Source organism: Aeromicrobium sp. (assembly GCF_036675695.1).
Classification (GTDB): Bacteria; Actinomycetota; Actinomycetes; order Propionibacteriales; family Nocardioidaceae; genus Aeromicrobium.
Genome location: NZ_JAKFEL010000014.1, coordinates 1 through 3218, shown reverse-complemented (window position 1 = coordinate 3218; position 3218 = coordinate 1). Strand labels below are relative to the sequence as shown.

Below are 3218 nucleotides of genomic sequence, written 5' to 3'. Positions count from 1 at the left end.
CGTGGTCCAGAGGACACGACGCCGGCCTACGAAGTCGGAGACGGAGGTTCGATTCCTCCCGAGCGTGCTGTGTCCGTGGTGTAGCGGCAGCACACCTCCTTGTGACGGAGGAAGAGCCGGTTCGAATCCGGTCGGACACCCCAGCCGGTGGGGGCACCTCCCTGCACGAGCCGCGGCCCAGCAGATTGGGTGGGCTACAAGTCAGGCGTGCCGCGGCGAAGCGCTTGGGGGATAGCTCAGTGGTCAGAGCGCCTCTCGTAAAGAGGATGTCGGGGGTTCGACTCCCTCTACCGGCTCGATGCGGATGAAGTGTTGTGGTAGCACGCGGGCCTTCCAAGTCTGAAGAGCGGGTTCAAGTCCCGTCGTCCGTTCCGCCTCCAGTAGTGGATCTACCTTTCGGCGCCCGAAGCCGGGCTGCCTGGTTCGAGTCCAGGTGGAGGCACGTGAAGGAACCGATCAATCAACAGAAGGAGGTGGCCATGGCCACGCACACATTTCCAGTCACGCTCGAGGGAGCCGGAGCCGAAACTCTCATGTGGGCTTCGCCTGAAGAGGTGGAGACCGCGGCTCTTGACCAGCTGCGCAACATCTCGCGGCTGCCTTGGGTCCATGGACTCCGCGTCATGCCGGATGTCCACCTCGGCAAGGGCGCAACCGTCGGTTCGGTGGTCGCGATGAAGAACGCCGTGTCGCCAGCCGCGGTCGGCGTGGACATCGGCTGCGGCATGCAGGCAGTCCAGACCGATCTGGTCGCGGCAGACCTGCCTGAAGACCTCGGCACACTGCGTGCTGCCGTAGAGGCGACGATTCCTGTCGGTTTCTCATCCCACGAAAGTGCTCCCGATACGGGAGTGGGCGTTGGTTGGGACGCGTTCTGGGCCGGCTTTCGCGAGCTCCACCCTGGAGTTCAGGATCGCGAGTCGCGAGCGATGAAGCAGATGGGAACGCTCGGAGGTGGCAATCACTTCATCGAGCTCACTGTCGACGGTGAAGGTCGAGTGTGGCTGATGCTGCACTCTGGCTCGCGCAACATCGGCAAGGAGGTCGCAGAGCGTCACATCAACGGAGCAAAGGCGTTGGAGCACAACCTGGATCTGCCTGATCGGGATCTGGCTGTGTTCCTTGCTGGAACTCCGCAGATGGACGCCTACCTGCGCGATCTGTACTGGGCGCAGGATTACGCAGCGCGCAATCGCGCGGTGATGATGGGTCTGTTCCAGGGCGTCGTTCGCGACTACTTCGGTCGTTTGGGTCGCGACGTGACGTTTGGTGAGCAGGTGAGTGCACACCACAACTACGTCAGCGAGGAGACGTACGACGGCGTAGACCTGATCGTCACCCGCAAGGGAGCGATCTCTGCCAAGTCGGGCGAATACGGCCTGATTCCCGGTTCGATGGGAACGGGTTCGTACGTCGTACGGGGACTGGGCAACACCCAGAGCTACTGCTCGGCATCGCATGGTGCGGGTCGGCGTATGTCGCGGACGAAGGCTCGCAAGACCTTCACCGTCGAGGATCTGATTGCTCAGACGGCTGGCGTCGAGTGCCGCAAGGACGTCGGCGTCGTCGACGAGATCCCGGGTGCCTACAAGTCGCTCGAGACAGTGATGGAGGCGCAGACCGACCTCGTCGAGGTCGTCGCTCGCCTGCAGACCTTGATGTGCGTCAAGGGATGAACCGTTCCCACTAGAGAAAGGAGGTGGACGGTGAGTACTCAAGTAGCGCTCCTGAACGCCTCCTACGAGCGTCTGGGCAGCGTGCCGTTCAAGCACGCTGTCCGGATGCTCTTCCGCGAGGTCGCAATTGTGGAGGAGGGGCGGGCCGATCGAATGATCGGCCCGCATCCTTGGCCGAGTGTGATTCGGCTGGTGCGATACGTCGCAGCCAAGTGGCTCTATCGAGATGCGGCATGGTCGCGTCAGAACCTGCTTCGCCGCGACCGTCACACATGCGGGTACTGCGGAGGTCGCGCCGAGACGGTCGACCACGTTCTGCCGGCCTCCCGCGGAGGCCTTTGGGAGTGGGTCAACACCGTCGCGGCATGCGAGCGGTGCAACAACCGCAAGGGTGATCGCACTCCGACCGAAGCGGGTATGCCGCTGCGGTTCCGTCCCTACGTACCGACGCGCGCCCAGTTGGCTTCGCTCGACTGAGGCGTGTGTCGGTGCGCTGGCCCCGCTTCGGCAGCGTCGCGAAAGCGCTCCGCATCGACCCCGTGGCTGCGTGCGCTCGTCTACTTTGCTAAGTAGATGCCGACCACGTTCGAGACAGGGACAAAACCGCCGCTTGGGTCCATCGCATGGCTGCGGGAGTCTGATGCCGCGTTGCGATTGTCACCCAGCACCCACAAGGATTCGGCTGGCACGCGGACTTCATAGGGCGGTGCGAGGGCCGGCCCCTCTGGCTGCAGGTAGGGCTCGTCAAGCGCCTTGCCGCCGATCATCACTCGACCCTCTTGGTCGCAGCAGGCGACGTTGTCGCCCGGCAGCCCAATCACCCGTGTGATCTGCTTCCCACCTCCGGGAAACCAGTCGTCGGGTACGTGGATAAGAACGACATCGCCTCGTTGGGGCTTGTACTTCTTGAGGTCGGTTATCTCGACCTTCTGGCCCGCGTTCAGGAGCGGCATCATCGAGATCGTGCGCTGCGTGTAGATGTGCGTCGTACCTTCGGCGGATCCACCATTGTCTGCGCACGATGCCAATGCGAACACCAACGCAAGAACCGCGCTCATTTTGATGCATCGGACCATGCAGCAACTGTAGGCGGCTGGGCGTTCCGATAGCTCCAGTCAGCGCCTCTGCTGATCAGCCACCTCGACCGAGAAGTACCCCCAACGGGATTCGAACCCGTGGCTGACGCCCATGTGCAGAGTGCGGCGTCTTTGAAACTTTTGGTACCCCCAACGGGACTCCGTCGCTCGTCCCTCGCTCCTCCTCGAATCACTCTGCGCATGTTTCTCGCTCGACATGACATCGAGTGGGCCTTCGGCCGGGGGCGATGCCACCTCGACCGAGAAGTACCCCCAACGGGATTCGAACCCGTGCTACCGCCGTGAAAGGGCGGCGTCCTAGGCCGCTAGACGATGGGGGCCGGAAAACCAGTTCAGCATAGTGGGTGAGCAAGGTGGCTCCCAAACCGGATCGGGCAGGATGGTGGCATGGTCGAGATCAGCGAAGATCGCTTTGCCGAGCTCGTCGAGGCCGCGTTCGCTGCGG

Annotated in this window: 3 protein-coding genes and 3 tRNA genes; 4 read left to right on the top strand and 2 right to left on the bottom strand. The window is 63.0% G+C overall.

Translation table 11 applies throughout. The features are described from left to right. Positions 1 to 69 precede the first annotated feature (69 nt). From V6M39_RS00875 to V6M39_RS00860, 4 genes are all read left to right on the top strand, one after another. Positions 70 to 143: transfer RNA gene (locus V6M39_RS00875), tRNA-His, on the top strand. 157 nt (positions 144 to 300) lie between these two features. Beyond that, positions 301 to 371: transfer RNA gene (locus V6M39_RS00870), tRNA-Gly, on the top strand. A 108-nt stretch (positions 372 to 479) separates the two neighbouring features. Continuing rightward, positions 480 to 1676: an RtcB family protein gene (locus V6M39_RS00865; protein WP_332641761.1), complete on the top strand. Its 1197-nt coding sequence runs from the start codon at positions 480 to 482 to the stop codon at positions 1674 to 1676. Positions 1677 to 1706: 30 nt separating this feature from the next. Next, positions 1707 to 2153 carry an HNH endonuclease gene (locus V6M39_RS00860; protein ID WP_332641760.1) on the top strand — a complete coding sequence of 149 codons (447 nt, stop codon included), beginning with the start codon at positions 1707 to 1709 and terminating at the stop codon, positions 2151 to 2153. Positions 2154 to 2233: 80 nt separating this feature from the next. On the opposite strand, the gene lepB is transcribed toward V6M39_RS00860, so the two are convergent. Together lepB and V6M39_RS00850 are read right to left on the bottom strand one after the other, a co-directional pair. Beyond that, entirely contained in the window at positions 2234 to 2752 is a 519-nt protein-coding gene (lepB, locus tag V6M39_RS00855) for a signal peptidase I (protein ID WP_332641759.1), read from the bottom strand. A gap of 268 nt (positions 2753 to 3020) precedes the next feature. Then, positions 3021 to 3093: transfer RNA gene (locus V6M39_RS00850), tRNA-Glu, on the bottom strand. Positions 3094 to 3218: the final 125 nt, after the last annotated feature.